General features: G+C 60.2%; 13 protein-coding genes and 2 tRNA genes. 2 read left to right on the plus strand and 13 right to left on the minus strand.

Annotation, left to right across the window (positions count from 1 at the left end):
- Nucleotides 1-58 precede the first annotated feature (58 nt).
- From AC1RL4_RS25485 to rimO, 4 genes are all read right to left on the minus strand, one after another.
- Complete coding sequence (locus AC1RL4_RS25485; RefSeq protein ID WP_018926949.1) at nucleotides 59-529, minus strand: YehS family protein; 471 nt, start codon at nucleotides 527-529, stop codon at nucleotides 59-61.
- Nucleotides 530-604: 75 nt separating this feature from the next.
- Nucleotides 605-1,315, minus strand: a complete 711-nt coding sequence (locus AC1RL4_RS25490; protein WP_019580978.1) for an rRNA pseudouridine synthase — start codon at nucleotides 1,313-1,315, stop codon at nucleotides 605-607.
- Nucleotides 1,316-1,442: 127 nt separating this feature from the next.
- Nucleotides 1,443-1,916 carry a GNAT family N-acetyltransferase gene (locus AC1RL4_RS25495; RefSeq protein WP_028939229.1) on the minus strand — a complete coding sequence of 158 codons (474 nt, stop codon included), beginning with the start codon at nucleotides 1,914-1,916 and terminating at the stop codon, nucleotides 1,443-1,445.
- A 125-nt stretch (nucleotides 1,917-2,041) separates the two neighbouring features.
- Entirely contained in the window at nucleotides 2,042-3,379 is a 1,338-nt protein-coding gene (gene rimO / locus AC1RL4_RS25500) for a 30S ribosomal protein S12 methylthiotransferase RimO (RefSeq protein ID WP_018926946.1), read from the minus strand.
- A 290-nt stretch (nucleotides 3,380-3,669) separates the two neighbouring features.
- Here rimO and AC1RL4_RS25505 point away from each other — a divergent pair, with 290 nt between their 5' ends.
- Nucleotides 3,670-5,571 (plus strand): potassium transporter Kup, encoded by a 1,902-nt coding sequence (locus tag AC1RL4_RS25505; RefSeq protein WP_019580976.1) that lies wholly within the window; start codon nucleotides 3,670-3,672, stop codon nucleotides 5,569-5,571.
- A gap of 61 nt (nucleotides 5,572-5,632) precedes the next feature.
- Here AC1RL4_RS25505 and AC1RL4_RS25510 read toward each other — a convergent pair whose 3' ends face one another.
- The 5 genes from AC1RL4_RS25510 to AC1RL4_RS25530 all read right to left on the minus strand — a co-directional run bounded on the left by AC1RL4_RS25510 (nucleotide 5,633) and on the right by AC1RL4_RS25530 (nucleotide 11,032).
- Nucleotides 5,633-5,959, minus strand: coding sequence for a DUF3077 domain-containing protein (locus tag AC1RL4_RS25510; protein ID WP_019580975.1), 327 nt, complete (start codon nucleotides 5,957-5,959; stop codon nucleotides 5,633-5,635).
- A gap of 482 nt (nucleotides 5,960-6,441) precedes the next feature.
- The gene (locus tag AC1RL4_RS25515) at nucleotides 6,442-7,737 is read right to left on the minus strand and encodes a virulence factor family protein (RefSeq protein WP_019580974.1); all 1,296 of its coding nucleotides are present in this window, start codon (nucleotides 7,735-7,737) and stop codon (nucleotides 6,442-6,444) included.
- Entirely contained in the window at nucleotides 7,737-10,379 is a 2,643-nt protein-coding gene (gene mprF, locus AC1RL4_RS25520) for a bifunctional lysylphosphatidylglycerol flippase/synthetase MprF (RefSeq protein ID WP_019580973.1), read from the minus strand. The genes AC1RL4_RS25515 and mprF overlap by 1 nt, the downstream gene beginning before the upstream one ends.
- Before the next feature lie 278 nt (nucleotides 10,380-10,657).
- Nucleotides 10,658-10,734, minus strand: a tRNA-Met gene (locus AC1RL4_RS25525).
- Nucleotides 10,735-10,955: 221 nt separating this feature from the next.
- Nucleotides 10,956-11,032 (minus strand) — tRNA-Met (locus AC1RL4_RS25530).
- A 301-nt stretch (nucleotides 11,033-11,333) separates the two neighbouring features.
- Here AC1RL4_RS25530 and dinB point away from each other — a divergent pair.
- A complete protein-coding gene (dinB, locus tag AC1RL4_RS25535) occupies nucleotides 11,334-12,395 on the plus strand; it encodes a DNA polymerase IV (RefSeq protein WP_019580972.1) in 1,062 nt (353 codons plus the stop codon).
- A gap of 97 nt (nucleotides 12,396-12,492) precedes the next feature.
- Here the strand turns inward: dinB and AC1RL4_RS25540 are convergent, their stop codons facing one another.
- From AC1RL4_RS25540 to AC1RL4_RS25555, 4 genes are all read right to left on the minus strand, one after another.
- Nucleotides 12,493-13,446 carry a hypothetical protein gene (locus AC1RL4_RS25540; RefSeq protein WP_019580971.1) on the minus strand — a complete coding sequence of 318 codons (954 nt, stop codon included), beginning with the start codon at nucleotides 13,444-13,446 and terminating at the stop codon, nucleotides 12,493-12,495.
- 17 nt (nucleotides 13,447-13,463) lie between these two features.
- On the minus strand, nucleotides 13,464-15,179 hold the full coding sequence (locus tag AC1RL4_RS25545) for a proline--tRNA ligase (RefSeq protein WP_019580970.1): 1,716 nt from the start codon (nucleotides 15,177-15,179) through the stop codon (nucleotides 13,464-13,466).
- A 130-nt stretch (nucleotides 15,180-15,309) separates the two neighbouring features.
- A complete protein-coding gene (locus AC1RL4_RS25550; protein ID WP_096479615.1) occupies nucleotides 15,310-16,878 on the minus strand; it encodes an AmpG family muropeptide MFS transporter in 1,569 nt (522 codons plus the stop codon).
- Nucleotides 16,879-16,922: 44 nt separating this feature from the next.
- Nucleotides 16,923-17,303 carry an MGMT family protein gene (locus tag AC1RL4_RS25555; protein ID WP_230175526.1) on the minus strand — a complete coding sequence of 127 codons (381 nt, stop codon included), beginning with the start codon at nucleotides 17,301-17,303 and terminating at the stop codon, nucleotides 16,923-16,925.
- Nucleotides 17,304-17,338 lie beyond the last annotated feature (35 nt).

Raw genomic sequence — 17,338 nt, forward strand, 5'->3', positions numbered from 1 at the left:
GGCGTTCTCAAGATCGCCATCGCCAGCAAGCCGGCTCCTACAGGGCGCGCTGCGCGGTTTACTGCGGGCGCACGCGCAGGGTCAGGCCCTTGAGGAAGTTGCGCAGCAATTGATCGCCGCACGGGCGGTAGTTGGTGTGGCCGAATTTGCGGAACAGCGCACTCAGCTCAGGCTTGGATACCGGGAACTCGGCGGCCTTGAGGATCGCGTGCATGTCGTCTTCCTTCAGTTCGAAGGCGACACGCAATTTCTTCAGGATGATGTTGTTGGTCACCGGCACTTCGATCGGCTGCGGTGGACGGCTTTCGTCCTTGCCACGCTTGAAGATCACCAGGCCATCGAGGAAATGCGCCATGACTTCGTCCGGGCAGCGTACGAAACCTTCCTCGTCTTCTTCTTTCTTGTCGAGGTACGTCACCAGGTCTTCCAGCGTGACGTCCATGCCACCGAGCTTGATGATCTCGATGACTTTCTTGTCGCTGATGTCGAGCATGTAGCGCACGCTGCGCAGTACGTCGTTATGAATCATGTGTGCAGTCCTGATATTTCGCTGTGGGCGCCGCATGAAGCTGCGGCGCCGAAATGTATGGCGGCGGGAAAAGCCTTAGAACTTCTCTTTGCCGGACAGGTAGCGCCATTGCCCCAACGGCACTTTGCCGATGGACACACCGCCGATGCGGATGCGGCGGATGGCGACGACCTTCAGGCCGACGGCCTGGCAGAACAGGGCGATCACGCCCGGTTGTGGGTTTTTCATGGCAAAGCGCAGACGGTTTTCGTTCTGCCAGCTGGCCTTGACCGGCGGCAGTTCCTTGCCCTTGTACGTCAGGCCGTGGTTCAGGCGGTTGAGGCCGTGAGCCACCATGTCGCCTTCGACCTCGACCACATATTCCTGCTCGATCTTGCTGGCATCGGCGGTGAGCTTGCGCAGAATCTTCCAGTCCTGGGTGAACACCAGCAGACCGCTGGCGTTGGCCTGCAGGTCGGCGCTGGCGGTCAGGCGCAGGAAGTGGCCCTTGAGCGGACGTTTGCCGTAGCGGTGTTCTTCGCTCAGGGTCGCGGCGCTGAGGGTCGCCATGGCGCTGTCCGCGTCCATGCCCGCCGGGACGTTCATCAGGATGGTCACCGGCTCCGGCGCAGTGGCCTTGGCCTCTGGGTCGAGCTCGACTTTCTGGGTGTCGACCTTGAACTGCGGCTCGTCGATGACTTCACCATCGACGGTGACCCAGCCGCCCTCGATGAACAGCTCAGCCTCCCGACGGGAGCAGCCGACGAGTTCGATGAGGCGTTTGGAGAGACGAATCGGGTCAGTCATGACAGGGCCGTAACAAAAAAGGGGGGGGCATTGTACCTGCCTGGCGCCGGTTAATCGCGGGTCCATTTGCCTCATGTGTTTTTAATGTGGGAGCGAGCAAGCCCGTTCCCACATGGCGCCATGGTGGTCAGCCATTGCGCGCCAGTTGCTGGCCCTGGCGCAAACGCATGTGCAGCAACGGATAGGGCTGGCCCATACCGTCATGCTCGGAACGACCAATCACCTCGAAGCCCTGCTTGAAGTAAAAACCCAGGGCCTGTGGGTTCTGCTCGTTGACGTCCAGCTCATCGGCGTTCAGGTGTTCCAGGGCGTAGCGCAGTAATTGCTTGCCCAGGCCTTGGCCACGGTGATCCGGATCGATGAACAGCATTTCGATCTTGCCCGCCGCCACGCCAGCGAACCCGGTGATGCGCTGGCGCGAGTCCTTGGTGCAGATCAGCATGACGGCGTCGAGGTAGCGGGTCAGGACCAGGTTCTTCAGCAGTTCGATGTAGCTGTCGGGCAGAAAGTCATGGGTAGCGCGCACCGAGGCCTCCCACACGTGGGTGAGTTCTTCGTAGTCGCTCTGTTTCGGTGTGTAAATGACCGAATGTTGGCGCATGGCCGCTTGCTCCTTCTGTTAAGAGCCGTTCCCGTAAGGCTGCGAGTTTTTTCTCCCACAAAAAGATAGACGTAAAAAAGCCCCGCATCTCGTCAAGAGAGCGGGGCTTTTCGTATTTTTTGCGTTTAGATCTGTTCAGCCCACAGGTCGTATTCGTCGGCGTCAGTCACTTTGCACCAGACCTTGTCGCCCGGCTTCAGGTTGCTGCCGTTGTCGATGAACACGTTGCCGTCGATTTCCGGGGCATCGAAGAAGCAGCGGCCGACCGCGCCTTGCTCGTCGACTTCGTCCACCAGCACTTCGATCTCACGGCCGATGCGCATTTGCAGGCGTGCCGAGCTGATGGCCTGCTGGTGCGCCATGAAGCGATCCCAACGGTCTTGCTTGACGTCGTCCGGAACAATTTCCAGGTCCAGATCGTTGGCCGGTGCGCCTTCGACCGGCGAGTACTGGAAGCAGCCGACGCGGTCCAGTTGGGCTTCGGTCAGCCAGTTCAGCAGGTACTGGAAGTCTTCTTCGGTTTCGCCGGGGAAGCCGACGATGAAGGTCGAACGGATGATCAGGTCCGGGCAGATCTCGCGCCAGTTCTTGATCCGCGCCAGGGTCTTGTCTTCGAAGGCCGGGCGTTTCATGGCTTTGAGGACTTTCGGGCTGGCGTGCTGGAACGGGATGTCCAGGTACGGCAGGATTTTCCCGGCGGCCATCAGCGGGATCAGCTCGTCGACGTGCGGGTACGGATAAACGTAGTGCAGGCGAACCCAGACGCCGAGGGTGCTCAGGGCTTCGCAGAGTTCGGTCATGCGGGTTTTCACCGGCGCGCCGTTCCAGAAACCGGTGCGGTATTTCACGTCGACGCCATAGGCACTGGTGTCCTGGGAAATCACCAGCAGCTCTTTGACGCCGGACTTGACCAGGCGCTGGGCCTCGTCGAGCACGTCACCGACCGGGCGGCTGACCAGTTTGCCGCGCATCGACGGGATGATGCAGAAGCTGCAGCTGTGGTTGCAGCCTTCGGAAATCTTCAGGTAGGCGTAGTGGCGCGGGGTCAGTTTGATCCCTTGCGGCGGCACCAGGTCGATCAGCGGGTTGTGATCCTGACGCGGCGGCACGACGTCGTGCACGGCGTTGACCACTTGCTCGTACTGCTGCGGACCGGTCACGGCCAGCACACTCGGGTGCACGTTACGGATATTGCCTTCTTCGACGCCCATGCAGCCGGTCACAATGACCTTGCCGTTTTCCTTGATGGCTTCGCCGATCACTTCCAGGGACTCAGCCTTGGCCGAGTCGATGAAGCCGCAGGTGTTGACCACCACGACGTCGGCGTCCTGATAAGTGGACACAACGTCATAGCCTTCCATGCGCAGCTGGGTAAGGATGCGCTCGGAGTCGACCAGTGCTTTCGGGCAACCCAGGGATACGAAGCCAACCTTTGGATTGGCCGGCGCAGGAGTGGTGGACATGTCTAACCTCGGTATTTGTGACGCCTCCAGCCGATGACGGCAAGGCGACAGACGGGCGCTATGTTGCACCCTCTGGTCAAAAAGTGCGCAATTCTAACGATGGGCGGCGCACTTGACCAGCTTTATGCAGGGAAATACGACGAGTGCTGCGCTATGCTTCGCGCCTTTACGCTTTACCGATTTTTTACAGTCAATAAATCGTCTGTAACAACAAGTAAAACAGTGCATGCTGCACCACAAATCATAGTGCTTCTTTGAAGAAGCCCGGATCTGAGTAGTAGGAGTGATGGATGGGGCAGGCAAGTAGTCAGGCGATAGCCGGCGGACATTCGGCGGCGAAGCCGATCAGCATGCTGGTTGCGGCGGTCGGAGTGGTTTATGGCGACATCGGCACGAGCCCGTTGTACACCCTCAAAGAAGTGTTTTCCGGTGGCTATGGCGTGCCCGTCAACCATGACGGCGTGCTGGGCATTCTGGCGCTGATCTTCTGGTCGCTGATCTGGGTCGTGTCGATCAAATACATGATGTTCGTGCTGCGTGCCGACAACCAGGGCGAAGGCGGGATCATGGCCTTGACCGCGCTGGCACGACGAGCGGCGGGGGGGCATGCGAAATTGCGCACGCTGCTGGTGGTCTGCGGGCTGATCGGCACGGCGCTGTTCTACGGCGACAGCATGATCACCCCGGCGATTTCCGTTCTTTCGGCGATCGAAGGGCTGGGGCTGGCCTTCGAAGGCATCGACCATTGGGTGGTGCCGTTGTCGTTGATCGTGCTGGTGGCGCTGTTTCTGATCCAGCGTCATGGTACGGCCCGGATCGGCATTCTGTTCGGGCCGATCATGGTCACCTGGTTTCTGGTACTCGGCGCGCTGGGCGTGTACGGCATCAACCAACACCCGGAAGTGTTGCAAGCGATAAACCCGGTGTGGGGCGTACGCTTCTTCATGGACCATCCAGGCATGGGGATCACGATTCTTGGCGCCGTGGTGCTGGCGTTGACCGGTGCCGAGGCGCTGTACGCGGACATGGGCCACTTCGGGCGCAAGCCGATCGCTCGGGCCTGGTTCATCCTGGTGTTGCCCGCACTGGTGCTGAACTACTTCGGTCAGGGCGCATTGCTGCTCGGTGATCCGGAAGCGGCCCGCAACCCGTTCTATCTGCTGGCGCCAAGCTGGGCGCTGATCCCGTTGGTCGCGTTGTCGACCATGGCCACGGTGATTGCCTCGCAAGCGGTCATCTCCGGTGCATTCTCCCTGACCCGCCAGGCGATCCAGCTCGGCTACATTCCGCGCATGCGCATTCAGCACACCTCCAGTGCCGAACAAGGGCAGATTTATATCGGCGCGGTGAACTGGGCGCTAATGGTCGGCGTGATCCTGCTGGTACTGGGCTTCGAGTCCTCCGGTGCCCTGGCCTCGGCCTACGGCGTGGCGGTGACCGGGACCATGCTGATGACCACGATTCTGGTGTCGGCGGTGATGCTGCTGCTGTGGAAGTGGCCACCGGTTCTTGCGGTCCCGGTATTGCTCGGTTTCCTGTTGGTGGACGGTCTGTACTTCGCCGCCAACGTGCCAAAAATCGTTCAGGGTGGTGCATTCCCGGTGATCGCCGGTATCGCACTGTTCGTCCTGATGACCACCTGGAAACGCGGCAAGCAACTGCTGGTGGATCGCCTGGACGAAGGCGGGTTGCCGCTGCCGATCTTCATCAGCAGTATCCGCGTGCAACCGCCACATCGGGTCCAGGGCACCGCTGTGTTCCTTACCGCTCGCCCGGATGCCGTGCCCCACGCGCTGTTGCACAACCTGCTGCATAACCAGGTGCTGCACGAGCAAGTGGTGTTGCTGACAGTGGTGTACGAAGACATCCCGCGCGTACCGCCGCAACGGCGTTTCGAGGTTGATTCCTACGGCGAAGGCTTCTTCCGGGTCATCCTGCACTTCGGTTTCACCGACGAGCCGGACGTGCCGCAAGCGCTGAAACTGTGTCATCTCGATGACCTGGACTTCAGCCCGATGCGCACCACGTACTTCCTCAGCCGCGAGACGGTCATCGCCTCCAAGCTCGAAGGCATGGCCCGTTGGCGCGAGGCGTTGTTCGCCTTCATGCTGAAAAACGCCAATGGCAACCTGCGTTTCTTCAATCTGCCGCTGAACCGGGTGATTGAACTAGGTACCCAGGTCGAGATGTAAGCCCCCATGAAAAAGCCCCCGTTGCCATGAAGGTAGCGGGGGCTTTTTTGTGTCTGTGCCTTTACTTGCTTTCAGGCCGCTCTTCTTCGGATTCGGTCTTTGTTCGGGCGGGTCGCGGGGTCAGCACCTTCACCACATCATCAATCACCGCCTTACTCATCGCCGTCAGGTAATGCGCGGCCCAGGCGTGGCGGTCGGTGTCTTTTGCGTAGGCTGCATCCTCGGTAAATGATCTGACGAGGAACAGCAGGTCGGAGGCTTGTGACAAGGCATCAACAATGGGGACGCCGGCGCGGACGTTGAATAGCGCCTGATCCGAGCAGTAGATCAGTGGCGTGAAGCCGAGGGTTTTTAGTTCTGAAATCGCGCTTGAATCTGTTTTGTTCATGTCTAACTCCTTAACCCGAGGGAGCAGCGGCCACGTTCGTTTCCAAGCGAATGGGTGGCAGCTGTACGTAGGTTGGAAAACCGGGAGCTAAGGAACCGGCACACCCGAAGGCGTCCCACGCACAGCCGCCATAACAGGATCGCAGCTGTAAAAACCGCTGCCGTACTGATGGGGGGCGCTGTTGCACTTAACTCGACGGGTTTCCAAGCCCGATCGCTGAATGGTCAGCGACGTCCGGAGAGTATCCCGTCGAAGAAAAACGCAACAAGGCGGCAAAGTGCCCAAAAAGCGAGATTCGGAGTTTGCCTACAAGGTCTGCGGGCGTCATCCGATATTGTGACACCTTCTGTAAACGAGACTAAACATGTCCCCATTTATCTGAGTTCAGCGCAGCCCCCTGTGGTGCGGTTAAATTGCGTGCTAATGAAAAAGCCCCCGCAACCATAAGGTGTCGGGGGCTTTTTTGTGTCCGGGGACTCAGATCACTCCTGAGCCGCCGTCTCCTTCGTTTGACGCTTCACGATCGCATCCACCAACCGCTGGGCCAACGCCGGGTAGTTCTCGTCGAAGTGATGGCCGCCAGGCAGTTTCATCGCTTCGCCCACGGCGGTCTTGTCGGTGCAGCCGCTCTCGTCGACTTCTTCCTCGCCGTAGATGCACACTACTTTCGCCGGCGGCAGCTTGGCCATTTCCGGGCCGGTGGCGGCTTCTTTGCCGGCGTTGCCGAGCCAGCCTTCGACTTCGATCTCGAAGCTGCCGGTGCGGGCGAAGGCCAGCAGGATGATTGCGTCGACCCGCTGCTGTTCGGCTTCCGGCAGGCGGTTGTAGATGGCTGGCAGAACGTCGGCGCCGAATGAGTAGCCGGTCAGGATGAAGCGCTTGGTGCCCCATTTCTGCCGGTAGTGCTGCATCAGTTCGGTCAGGTCCAGGGCGCTTTGTTCCGGGCTCTTGTGCTGCCAGTAGTAGCGCAGGGTGTCGATGCCGACCACCGGGTAGCCGATCTTGGCCATCTCGCCGGCCACGTCGCGGTCCAGGTCGCGCCAGCCGCCGTCGCCGGAGAGGAACAGGGTGACGGTGTCCTTGGCCTGGCCGGCCGGCACTTCGACCACCGGAATCTGCAGGCCGCCGGCGGCTTTATCGCCACCGACGAGGGTTTTGCGCAGTTCGTTGTTCAGCACTTGCGGCAGGTTGATGTCGTAGTCGCTGATGCTGGTTTCGGCGTTGGGCTGGTCACGCACGAAGCCGGCGCTGGTGTCGTCCGGGTTGTCGTTCCAGGCCACCAGCCAGTGACCGTGGGCAGCACTTTTTGGCAACAGGTGGGTGCAGCCGGGTTTTTCCAGGGCCAGGTCAACCGAAATGGCCTGGGCCTTGTCGTCCTTCTGCTCGGACAGCCAGCGCCACGCCAGCACCGCGCCAGGGCCGATACCGCTGACCAGGGTTGCCGGGCCTTTGAGTTCTCTGAGGCCTGCTTGCAGGGCACGACTTTGTTGGATGCAGTCCTTGGGCAGGATCACTTGGACGATCTGCGCCGAGCCGCTGCGGCTCAGGGTCATCAATTGTTTATCGCTGAGCTTCTGCTCTTCATTGACCGCCACCAGCACCTGCGCGCGCGGCGTGGTGCCGGGGATGACGCGGGTCATCACGGCGCCATCGGCCGGCGTCAGCAGTTCAAGGGTCGGTTCTGGCGCCGGGCGTTTGAGGTACCAGTAACCGCCACCGACAATCAGGGCCAGCACTACCAGTGTGGCCAGTACGTACCGCAGGGAGCGTTGAATCATCAGCGTTTCACCAATCCAGTCAAGCCGCCCGCAATCAGGGCGGCAGTGTCGGCCAGGGCCACCAGCGGATCGAGTCCGGCGGGCACGGCCATATAACGGGGTTCCCAGTCAGGCTGGAACTTGTCTTTGAAGCGGCGCAAACCTTGGAAGTTATACAGCTGCTCACCACGGCGGAACACCATCGAGCCCAGGCGCTGGGTCAGTGGTGCGCCGCGCCGGGGTTGCAACCCCGACAACGGCACCATGCCCAGGCTGAAGCGCGCGTATCCATGATTTTTATAATGTTGAATCAGGCCGACCATCATGAATTCCATGGTCAGCTTAGGGGCGTCGGGGTGCGCGCGCATCAGGTCGAGGCTGGCCAGTTCATGGCCGTAGGTCTCGAGCAGGTTGGCGAACGCCACCGGGCGCCCTTCGAAACGAATCACCGCAACGCGGAAGTGCTTGAGGTAGTCATCGCTGAAACGCCCGAGCGAGAAGCCTTTCTCGCGCACATTCTTGCCGGTCAGCCAGGCATCGGAAATCACCTTGAGCTCGTCCATCGGCGCTTGTCCCGGCTCATGGATCTCCAGCGACAGGCCGTCACGGGTGCCACGGTTCCAGGTGTAGCGCAGGTCCTTCATCTCTTTGCCTTTGGCTTCGAGATCGAAACGCTTGAGATCGACCCGGGCTTCTTCGCCGAGCTTGATCGCGGTCAGGCCGATGTCCATGTAGTACGGCAGGTTCTCAGCGCGTACTTGATAAAACACAGGGCGGGCGTGATGGATATCGCACAGGTCACGGAACTGCCAGATCATTTCCGCCCGTTGCTGGGTCGGGCCGATCGGGTCATACAGCGCTACCAGGCTGCGGCCACGGCGGGCGTACATCAGGAACGCCTCGTCGTTAGGGTGGAACAGCAGCGCCTTGTCACCGGTCAGGGCCAGGCCGCCATCCGGTTGGTTTGAAGCCATGAGGATCTTTGCCGCGCGCTCCAGTTCATCGGAGGTTGGCAGATGGATTATCGGACGCGCGGTGCGCAGCAGCCACGTCAGCGATACCACCACCAGCAGCACCGCGGCACCCAGCAACGAACGCAAACCTCGCGGGGCGTCGGCGTCGAGGGTGAACTGCCACCAGAGTTGATGGCTGTACGGAACGTCCTGATAGGCGAACAGCAGCAACCAGATCGAGGCGCCGAGTACGCAAAGACTCGACACCAGATACAGCGGCGAAAACGGCAGCTCGGTCAGGCGGCTGGGGCGGTAGAACGACCGCCGGAAAACCCCCAGCAAACTTGCTGTCAGGGTCATCAGGCTGGCTTCTTCCCAATCGAAGCCTTTGAGCAGAGAGAGCACGGCGCCGACCAACAACAGAATAGTGGTCAGCATCCACGCGGCCGACAGGCGGCGACGCAAGCCCTGAGCCAGCAGCAGGCAGAGCACGCCCACCAGGCTGGCGCCGAAGTGCGAGGCGTCGACCAGTCGATGCGGGATCAGAAAACCGATGTGTTCAAGGCGAGTATCGATCTCCGGTGTTACACCGGAGAACAGCAGCACCACGCCGGACAGGAACACCAGCACCGCCAGAATCGGCGCGGCCAGGCCCGAGGCGGCACGTAGTGTCTGGCGTGTCTGAAACAGGCGCTGGCCTTCGTTGATCAGCAGCAGTACGCAAGCCACCAGCAGCGGCAAGATCACGTAGATCAGGCGGTAGAGCAGCAGGGCGGCAGCCAGTGGTGCGGCGCCGAGCTTGTCGGCGAAGGCCGCCAGCAAAATCGCTTCGAACACCCCGACACCGCCGGGTACATGGCTGAGCACACCAGCGGCCAGGGCCAATAGATAGACCAGCAGGAATGCTCCGAAGGGCGGCGCTTCGGGCAGTAACAGATAGAGCACTGTCGCGGCGGCGGCCACGTCCAGGGCGGTGATGACCAGTTGCAGGAAGGTCAGGCGGCGGCCCGGCAGGCGCAAGGTGCGGCGGCCGACCTTGACCAGCAGGTTGTCCGGGTAAGGCTGTTCCGGCAAGCGACGGCGGTAGATGCCGATCGCCAGTACTGTGGCGAGCAGCAGCACGGCCACTGCAATCGCACCCAGCAACGTCTCGGAGAAACCCAGGGCCAGCGAGGCGGCTGGCAGGTTGCTGAGGGTGGCGAGGGCGGCCAGGGGCGGGAGGGCACAGCCGAGCGAGAGGCTGGCAAACAGCGTCATGTGCGCGACTTCCGAAGCCCCCACGCCATGCCGTGCATATAGACGGTAGCGAACCGAGCCCCCCGACAGCAGCGACAGGCCGATGGCATTGCCGATGGCGAAAGCAGTGAAGCCCCCTAGCGCCACGACTCGCGGCGCCAGTGTCACGCCGGCATAACGGCTGGCCGACCATTCGTAACCCAGCAGAATGACGAAGCCGACGACGGTCGCGCCTAACGCACCCAGCAAGGCCGGTCTCGGCACTTCCAGGATCGAGTCGTGCAGTGCGTACAGATCGAGTTCGCTCAGCAGGTGACGACAGGCAATCAGCGCGATGGCGAACAACAGCAAAGTGACCGCCAGACCGATGGGTTGACGGTATTTGCTGATTCGATCCAGCAAGCGCAGACGCTCGGCTTTGATCGGTTGTGTCGCTGTGACGGTGTCTTGTGGATCAGACGAGTTGGCGCGCATCAATCACCTCTTGGATTGTGCGCGACAGGATGGGGGTATCCAGCCAAGTTACCAATCCCTGTAGAAAAAAATAATCACAAATATTAACGCGTCTCACCGGGTATCGGCGATGGCGCATCACCAGTCGTCGAGGGTTTTCCTTGCGGTTCAGCCTAGGTCTGAACTCACAGTCTGGCGACCCTGAACGGCTCACTGCACAGTGACAGATCATTGTTGCGAAAGGACTTTTTCAACAGATACAAAAAAGGCCACTCTTTCGAGTAGCCTTTTTTGATGTTTGGTTGCGGGAGCCGGATTTGAACCGACGACCTTCGGGTTATGAGCCCGACGAGCTACCAGACTGCTCCATCCCGCGTCTGTGTGGCGGCATTCTACAGGCGAATGCCGGAGTGTCAACCGTTAATCCAAGTATGGGTCAAATAAACAAGAATCAGCGCTGAACGGTCGCCGAGGAACGCTAAGTTTCGGAATCAGAAGGATTTCTCGTTTCTGCTCGGTAAGGCATGAAACGCTGATTTTTTATAAAATAGGCGCGCACAAAAAAGGCCACTCTTTCGAGTAGCCTTTTTCGATGTTTGGTTGCGGGAGCCGGATTTGAACCGACGACCTTCGGGTTATGAGCCCGACGAGCTACCAGACTGCTCCATCCCGCGTCTGTGTGTCGGCATTCTACAGAGGATCGCCGGGCTGTCAACCTTCAATCTCGGTAAAATCTGTTCCTGTTCAATCGCTTAGGTGAAAAAGTGGGGTGTGGATCGGGCTGAAACGCAGGCAGGGCAAGGCTTTCGGCTCTATCGGTAGGTGGCTTTCGATTGAGAAAATAAATTCCTCCAGTACTTTTCCTACCGCTTGAAAAGAAGATTCAGACTACTGGTGCTATATACAGGTGTCAGTGAGATACTGCCGGTACGACACGCCGATACTTCATTTCTTCGCCATGAACACCGCTTTTATATGACGCAGCGAAAAATCATCCACGTCGATTGTGACTGCTTCTACGCCGCCATCGAGATGCGTGACGACCCACGCCTGGCCGGTAAGCCTTTGGCGGTGGGTGGCTCGGCGGATCGGCGTGGGGTGATTGCTACCTGTAACTATGAAGCGCGGGCTTATGGCGTGCGCTCGGCCATGTCTTCCGGACATGCCTTGAAACTGTGTCCGGACCTGACCATCGTCAAGCCGCGCATGGAGGCCTATAGAGAGGCGTCGAAGGAAATACATACGATCTTTCGCGATTACACCGACCTGATCGAGCCGCTTTCCCTGGACGAGGCTTACCTCGACGTGTCGGAGAGTGCGCATTTTGGCGGCAGCGCCACGCGAATCGCCCAGGATATTCGTCGTCGGGTGTCCAATCAGTTGCACATCACCGTGTCGGCCGGCGTGGCGCCGAACAAGTTTCTTGCCAAGATCGCCAGCGACTGGAAGAAGCCCAATGGCTTGTTCGTGATCACGCCCGATCAGGTGGAAGACTTCGTCAGCGGGTTGCCGGTGAGCAAACTGCATGGTGTTGGCAAAGTGACCGCCGACAAGCTGGGCAAGCTCGGCATCGTCGATTGCCTGCAATTACGCGAGTGGAGCAAATTGGCGCTGGTGCGTGAATTCGGCAGCTTCGGCGAGCGACTCTGGAGCCTGGCCCGTGGGATCGATGAGCGGTTAGTGCACAACGACAGTCGTCGGCAGTCGATCAGCGTTGAAAACACCTATGACGTGGACCTGCCGGATCTGGTGAGTTGTCTGGATAAATTGCCCGAGCTGCTGGAGTCCCTGAATGGCCGAATGGCGCGGATCGACAGCAGCTATCGCCCGGGCAAACCGTTCGTCAAAGTGAAGTTCCACGATTTTACCCAGACTACGTTGGAGCAGGCCGGGGCAGGGCGGGATCTGGGGAGTTATCAGCTGTTGTTGACCCAGGCCTTCAATCGCGGCGGGAAACCGGTGCGGTTGTTGGGGATTGGGGTGAGGCTGGAGGATTTGCGGGGCGGGTTCGAGCAGTTGGAGTTGTTTGAACGGTGAGATTTTAAAATCAAAAGATCGCAGCCTTCGGCAGCCCCTACAGGGTGTACTCCATCCAATGTAGGAGCCGTCGAAGGCTGCGATCTTTTAATAGGCCTTAATTCGGCCCCGGATCCGCCACCAGTCGCCCGGCATCCTTGGTCAGTGACTTGAGGAACTCAGCCTGCAACTCGGGATCGTTGCGGGTCAGTTCGATCAGGCTCTGTTCCAGTTCGCTGGCTTCTTCTTCCAGGCCCAGTTCCGACAGACGTTTGACCCGGTGCACCCACTGGCTTACTTCGTCGTCTTCGAGGTCGTCGTAAATCAGCTCATGGGCTTCGAGCAGCTTGCCGCGCAAGTTGTTGCTGATCGCCAGGGACGAGTCGGTGTGCACATCGTCTTTGTTGTCCTCGACACTGATCTGCAGCTTGCCCAGATGATTGAGGTCATGTTCGGCGAACGGGCTGTCCAGCAGGTTCAGGCGCAACACACCGTTGCGGTCGGTGCTCAGCTCGAACGTGTCCTTGCCGGCCTTGACCTGCACCGGACGCTCGCTCCAGGGCAGGCTCGAGTATTCCGTGCGCTTGTCACGCTGGACTTCGTCGATGCCCGCCAGGTTCTGCTGTGCGCGACCGTGAGACTGCACGTTCATGAACGGGTTGAGCCCGGCAAAACCATAGCTGAGCCAATCCTTCGTCACGCTGTCCGGCAGATTACCGAGGGCGAACACGTTGACCACGTTCGCACCGACGCCGGCCACTACGGCCACCGCGCCCAGCGGGATCTCATAGATCTCCCTCCAGGGTTGGTAAGGCGTGTAACGGTCATAGTGGCGTGTGACTTCGAATTCGGTGACTTCGAAGGTCTTCTGCTCGTGGATTTTCACCCGGCGTTGCGGCAGCTCCAGCACTTTGGGTTCGCCGACATCGATCTGCAGGCTGTGATCGAGCAACTTACGCTCGACCCGCTCCTCGTGTTCGCTGCGTTGTGACATCTGATTGGCACAGCCGCTGACCAGCAGGGTGCCGCACAGGGCGGCACCACCGAGGCCTAAGGTGTTTCGCTTGAACATGACGTCTCTATCTGGTGTCAGCGGCGGATACGGGCCTGGAGGAAAGACAGCACGTCAGCGACCGGCAGCGCTTGCGCCTCGGCTTCGGTACGGCTCTTGTATTCCAGATTGCCGTCGGCGAGGCCGCGGTCACTGACCACGATCCGGTGTGGAATGCCGATCAGCTCCATGTCCGCGAACTTGATGCCCGGGCTGGTTTTCTTGTCGCGGTCGTCCAGCAGCACGTCGAAACCGGCGGCAGTCAGTTCTGCGTAGAGCTTGTCGGTGGCTTCGCGAACCTGTTCGGTTTCGTAGCGCAGCGGTACCAGAGCAATCTGGAACGGGGCCAGAGCGTCGCTCCAGATGATCCCGTTCTCGTCGTTGTTCTGTTCGATGGCGGCGGCCACCACGCGGGAGACGCCAATGCCGTAGCAGCCCATTTCCAGGGTCACCGGTTTGCCGTTCTCGCCCAGCACTTCGCACTTCATCGCTTTGCTGTACTTGTTGCCCAGCTGGAAGATGTGCCCGACTTCGATCCCGCGCTTGATTTCCAGGGTGCCTTTGCCGTCAGGGCTTGGGTCACCGGCCACGACGTTGCGCAGGTCGGCAACGGTCGGAACCGGCAGATCGCGCTCCCAGTTCACGCCAAAGTAGTGCTTGTCGTCGATGTTGGCGCCGATGCCGAAGTCGCTCATCAGTTCGACGGAACGGTCGATGATGATCGGCAGCGGCAGGTTCAGCGGGCCGAGGGAGCCGGCGCCGGCGCCAATGGCGTCGCGCAGTTCGGCTTCGGAAGCCATGACCAGCGGGCTGGCAACGCCAGGCTGGTTGGCGGCCTTGATTTCGTTCAGTTCGTGGTCGCCACGGATGATCAGGGCAATCAGCTTGCCTTTCTCTTCAGCGTGCACCACCAGGGTCTTGATGGTTTTTTCGATCGGCAGGTTGAAGCCTTCGACCAGTTGCGCAATGGTCTTGGCGTTCGGCGTGTCGACCAGACGCAGCTCTTCGGCAGGCAGTGGACGAGAGGTTTCCCGCGGTACGGCTTCGGCTTTCTCGATGTTCGCGGCGTAGTCGGAACCGTTGCTGAAGACGATGTCGTCTTCGCCGGACTCAGCCAGTACGTGGAACTCGTGGGAACCGGCGCCACCGATGGAGCCGTTGTCAGCTTCAACCGGACGGAATTTCAGGCCCAGGCGGGTGAACACGTTGCAGTACGCCTGGTGCATGCGGTCGTAGGTGACCTGCAGCGATGCCTGGTCGGCATGGAACGAGTAGGCGTCCTTCATGATGAATTCGCGGCCACGCATCAAACCGAAGCGTGGGCGGATTTCGTCACGGAATTTGGTCTGGATCTGATACAGGTTGATCGGCAGCTGTTTGTAGCTGCTCAACTCGTTGCGCATCAGGTCGGTGATGACCTCTTCGTGAGTCGGGCCGGCGCAGAAGTCGCGACCGTGGCGATCCTTGAAGCGCAGCAATTCAGGGCCGTACTCTTCCCAGCGACCCGATTCCTGCCACAGCTCAGCCGGTTGAGTGCTCGGCATCAACACTTCGAGAGAACCGGCGGCGTTCATTTCTTCACGCACGATGGCTTCGACCTTGCGCATTACTCGCAAGCCCATCGGCAGCCAGGTGTACAGGCCCGAGGCGAGTTTGCGGATCATGCCGGCACGCAGCATCAGCTGATGGCTGATGACGACCGCGTCGGAAGGCGTTTCTTTCTGTGTGGCGAGCAAAAATTGACTGGTGCGCATGGTTGGCCGTTGTCGGTTGCTGATAACGAGAAGTAATGGGGCATTGTACGGGCGAGATCTGCTGGCGTACAGGCGTGCGGCCGGCTGTGTGGCTGGAGGGCGAGAATCTGCTCGCCCTCTGCGACCTGTATCAAAGAGGCTGCGATTCTTCCGTGACCGGGGTCTGAGCCGGTTCAGGCGTCGGGGTCGGACCGGCACGGCGGTTTTCCTGGAACCAGTGCAAGGCGATCAACAGCAGCGTCGGAACGCCCAGCAGGGCAGTGATCAGGAAGAAGTTGTGGTAGCCGAATTTTTCCACCATGACCCCTGAATAGCCGCCGATCAGACGAGGCAACAAGAGCATGATCGAGCTGAGCAGGGCGTACTGGGTCGCGGAGAATTTGAGGTTGGTCAGGCTCGACAGGTAAGCGACGAAAGCCGAAGTCGCCAGGCCCGAGCTGAAGTTGTCCAGGGAAATGGTGACGATCAGCATCTGCAGATTGGCGCCCATGTCCGTGAGCATCAGGAACAGCAGGTTAGTGGCCGCCGATGCGGCACCGCCGATGAACAGAATGGGCAGAATGCCGAAGCGCACGATCAGCAAACCGCCCATGCCGGCGCCGACCAATGTCATGATCAGGCCGAAAATCTTGCTGACACTGGCAATCTGATCCTTGGTGAACCCTTGGTCGATGTAGAACACGTTGGCCATCACGCCCATGACCGTATCGGACATCCGGTAGGTGGCGATCAGCCCAAGCAGCAGCAGGGCTTGCCAGCGGTAACGCAGAATGAAGTCGTTGACCGGCGTGAGCACCGGCGCCAGGCCACGGCGGCCCATGGCCGACAAGCACAGGGCGGTGAGCGTGGTGTAGAGGATTGCCCGCAGGAATGCGCGGTCTTCGAGCAACAGGTCGAGCAGGCTGACACCGTTGAATAGCACGCTGGCGAAGTCGGTATTGTAGAACTGGGTGAACATGGCCGGTACGGACACCAGCAGTACGATCAGCACGAACACCGACGCCAGCTGGTGCACGAAGCTGTAGCGTCCGGCCTGAAGCTGAGTGCGCAGTGGCACCGGCGGTTCGCGCATGAAGAGGGAGGTCAGCAGCGCCGGGATCATCAAGATGCCGAACAGCAGATAGGTGCCAGTCCACGCCGCATGTTTGTAGTTGAAACCGGTGGAGCCGAAGCCTTCGGCAAAAAACAGCGCGCCCGCCGTTGCCAGCAGGGCCGCGACCCGATAACCGGCCATGTAGCTGGCCGCCAGTGCAGCCTGGCGGGTATCGTCGACGATTTCCAGGCGATAGGCGTCGATGGCAATGTCTTGCGTTGCCGAAGCAAAGGCGACTACCACAGCGATGGCGATCAGCCAGGAGAGGTGTTTTTGCGGGTCGCAGAAACCCATGCCGATCAGGCCGAGGATCACCAGTGCCTGGGCCAGCACCAGCCAGGAGCGTCGTCGGCCAAGCTTGCCGAGCAGGGGTAGGCGCCACTGGTCGAGCAGCGGGGACCAGACCCATTTAAAGGCGTAGGCCAGGCCGATCAGGCTTGCATAGCCGATGGTTTCACGGGCAACACCAGCTTCGCGCAGCCAGACTGAAAGCGTCGAAAACACCAGCATGTAGGGCAGGCCGGCGGCGAAACCAAGCAGCAACAGCACGAGCGTCGAGGGGCTGGCATAGGCGGCGAGCGCGGCGCGCCAGGTTTTACGGGGCATGGGCTGGAGTCTGCCTCAAGAATTACGGAAACAAAGCGCGCACTCTAACCGCTGTGCTCTACCGGGCGCCAGCCATGGCGCTGAATATCAACACGATTGTTCAGAATGCTGATGCCTTCCATGCGCAATCGGGCCCGCTGTTCATCCCCTGAAGGGCTGCCTGCGGGCAGACTGATCCGACCACCGGCACCCAGCACACGATGCCAGGGCAATTTAGTGTCACCGGGCAGTTGGCTCAATGTTCGCCCGACCCAGCGGGCGGCGCGACCCAGTCCCGCCAGCTCGGCGAGCTGACCGTAACTCACGACTTTGCCCTCGGGCACTTGTGCCAGGGTCAGGTAGAGCGCCGTGCGTCGGATTTGCGCTGCGCTTTCGGTTTCAGCGGTTGAGTCGGTCACGTCCGGGTTCCTGAAAAAAATACGCATTGACCGTCTGTAGAGTAAATCCTGGATTGTCAGTT

The sequence above is a fragment of the Pseudomonas sp. GW822-FHT07A10 genome (assembly GCF_058798795.1).

What these genes read in the sequence shown, in the direction of transcription:
- AC1RL4_RS25485 (WP_018926949.1), bottom strand. Translation starts at nt 529, where the DNA reads ATGATTCATAACGACGTACTGCGCAGCGTGCGCTACATGCTCGACATC.
- AC1RL4_RS25490 (WP_019580978.1), bottom strand. Translation starts at nt 1,315, where the DNA reads ATGACTGACCCGATTCGTCTCTCCAAACGCCTCATCGAACTCGTCGGC.
- AC1RL4_RS25495 (WP_028939229.1), bottom strand. Translation starts at nt 1,916, where the DNA reads ATGCGCCAACATTCGGTCATTTACACACCGAAACAGAGCGACTACGAA.
- rimO (WP_018926946.1), bottom strand. Translation starts at nt 3,379, where the DNA reads ATGTCCACCACTCCTGCGCCGGCCAATCCAAAGGTTGGCTTCGTATCC.
- AC1RL4_RS25505 (WP_019580976.1), top strand. Translation starts at nt 3,670, where the DNA reads ATGGGGCAGGCAAGTAGTCAGGCGATAGCCGGCGGACATTCGGCGGCG.
- AC1RL4_RS25510 (WP_019580975.1), bottom strand. Translation starts at nt 5,959, where the DNA reads ATGAACAAAACAGATTCAAGCGCGATTTCAGAACTAAAAACCCTCGGC.
- AC1RL4_RS25515 (WP_019580974.1), bottom strand. Translation starts at nt 7,737, where the DNA reads ATGATTCAACGCTCCCTGCGGTACGTACTGGCCACACTGGTAGTGCTG.
- mprF (WP_019580973.1), bottom strand. Translation starts at nt 10,379, where the DNA reads ATGCGCGCCAACTCGTCTGATCCACAAGACACCGTCACAGCGACACAA.
- dinB (WP_019580972.1), top strand. Translation starts at nt 11,334, where the DNA reads ATGACGCAGCGAAAAATCATCCACGTCGATTGTGACTGCTTCTACGCC.
- AC1RL4_RS25540 (WP_019580971.1), bottom strand. Translation starts at nt 13,446, where the DNA reads ATGTTCAAGCGAAACACCTTAGGCCTCGGTGGTGCCGCCCTGTGCGGC.
- AC1RL4_RS25545 (WP_019580970.1), bottom strand. Translation starts at nt 15,179, where the DNA reads ATGCGCACCAGTCAATTTTTGCTCGCCACACAGAAAGAAACGCCTTCC.
- AC1RL4_RS25550 (WP_096479615.1), bottom strand. Translation starts at nt 16,878, where the DNA reads ATGCCCCGTAAAACCTGGCGCGCCGCGCTCGCCGCCTATGCCAGCCCC.
- AC1RL4_RS25555 (WP_230175526.1), bottom strand. Translation starts at nt 17,303, where the DNA reads ATGCGTATTTTTTTCAGGAACCCGGACGTGACCGACTCAACCGCTGAA.